We start from the raw sequence: 1,620 nt of genomic DNA, 5'->3' as shown, positions 1-1,620 counted from the left end.
TCAATTCTCTCTTCTTTAGTTTTTTCTATTCCATGGTCCATAGAATTTCTTATAATATGTTTGAGAGGGTCGGAAAGCTGTTCCAACATGTTTTTGTCAATTTCGGTTGTCTCTCCTTTAAGAACGAGTTTTACTTCTTTATTTAATTCCAAATTCAAATCTCTAACATATCTATGAAATTGATTGAATATCGGTCCCACGGGCATCATACGAATATTCATAACTTCTTCTTGTATCTGCCTCGAAGTTCTGTCCATCGAACTTACCGCTTCTTTGAGTCCGTTGTCTATATCCAAACTTTGAGTGAGCTGCATTATTCTCGATTGAGCTATAACCAACTCTCCGATTAAATTCATTAAGCTGTCCAATTTTCTCGTATCGACTCTGACGGTGGAAGGAGCTTGCACTTTTGCCGAAGCGGATTTTGGAGCTTGAGGTTTTGGCTGTTCCGTTTTCGCTTCCTCTTGTTTAGTTTCTTTTGGGGCTTCCGCTTGCGTTTCTTCTTTTTTTGTTTCCGCAACTTCGGGTTGAGGAGAACTTTTAACTTCTTGAGCGCCGTCTTTAGCGTCAGAAATGTTAATGTCGTTATCGTCTATTACGAATAAAAATATATTTTGAACCTGCTCTATAGTAGAATTAGTTTCGAGGTCTAACGCAAATTGAGTGTAGCATGTATAAGGGTCTTCCAATGTCGAAATAGCGGGAACATTGGAATAGTCTATTTTTAAATTTTTTATAGTTCCTATGGCTTTGAGGTCGTTTAAAAACATAAGAGGGTCTATTCCGTTGTCGAAAATAGTCGCCTTAAAACTCATATCTACATGAAATACATTAGAACCGCCTGATTTTTCCGTTCCTTCGGATTTAACTTCTTCTTTTGCGCTTTTTTTGGATTCTTCGGCTTTAGGAGTTTCTTTTTTTGGTTGAGGCGAGGTTACAGTTTCAATATCTTCGTTTCCGTCCGCTATCGCTTTGATTTTCGCTTTTAACGATTCTATATTATCAACTCCTTCGGCTTCGCCTTTTCCGTCTATAATATTTTGGAGCATTAATTTAACCGTGTCCAAAAATTCGAGCAAAACGGTTATCATTTTTGGAGTAACGTCCAATTTACCGCTTCTAACTTTTTCAAGCAAATTTTCGGCTACATGGTTTAATTCGCTCATTGTGGTAAATCCGACAGTTCCAGCGGAAGATTTCAAAGTATGAGCGCTTCTAAATATTTTATTTAATAAATCTTCGTCGCTTTTATTGTCTTCGAGTAAAACCAAATCGTTTTCCAAACCTTCGACAATTTCATTGGCTTCGCTTAAGAATATCGAGATAAATTCATCGCTATCAAACATATATTATCATCCTCTCATTTTTTAAATTCTTAAATTAAAAATATAAATTCTATTAATTTAAGAATCTTTTAACAACATCCAAAAGCTGAGTCGGATTAAACGGTTTTACGAGCCAACCGCTTGCTCCCGCAGCTTTTCCTTCCATTTTCTTTTCGTCTTGCGATTCGGTAGTAAGCATAAGAATAGGAGTGTATTTATATTGGTCGAATTTCCTAACATTCTTTATGAATTCTATTCCGTCCATTTTAGGCATATTAAAGGTCCGTTATTATCA

The 1,620-nt window shown here is 36.2% G+C and carries 2 protein-coding genes; both read right to left on the bottom strand.

The window, feature by feature from the left end; genetic code table 11:
• Window positions 1–1,346, bottom strand: a 1,346-nt coding sequence (locus tag EZH24_RS11480) for a chemotaxis protein CheA (RefSeq protein WP_170310868.1), incomplete at its 3' end; no start/stop codon positions are given.
• Between the two features lie 52 nt (window positions 1,347–1,398).
• The gene (locus EZH24_RS11475; protein ID WP_236847216.1) at window positions 1,399–1,599 is read right to left on the bottom strand and encodes a response regulator; all 201 of its coding nucleotides are present in this window, start codon (window positions 1,597–1,599) and stop codon (window positions 1,399–1,401) included.
• Window positions 1,600–1,620: the final 21 nt, after the last annotated feature.

The organism is Brachyspira catarrhinii, assembly GCF_005518285.1.
GTDB classification, from domain to species: domain Bacteria; phylum Spirochaetota; class Brachyspiria; order Brachyspirales; family Brachyspiraceae; genus Brachyspira; species Brachyspira catarrhinii.
Note: the sequence above shows the minus strand (reverse complement) of the source record. Positions and strands in the feature narration are given on the sequence as shown.

Excerpts from the sequence above, each read along its gene's own strand:
- EZH24_RS11475 (WP_236847216.1), bottom strand. The coding sequence starts at position 1,599 with ATGCCTAAAATGGACGGAATAGAATTCATAAAGAATGTTAGGAAATTC.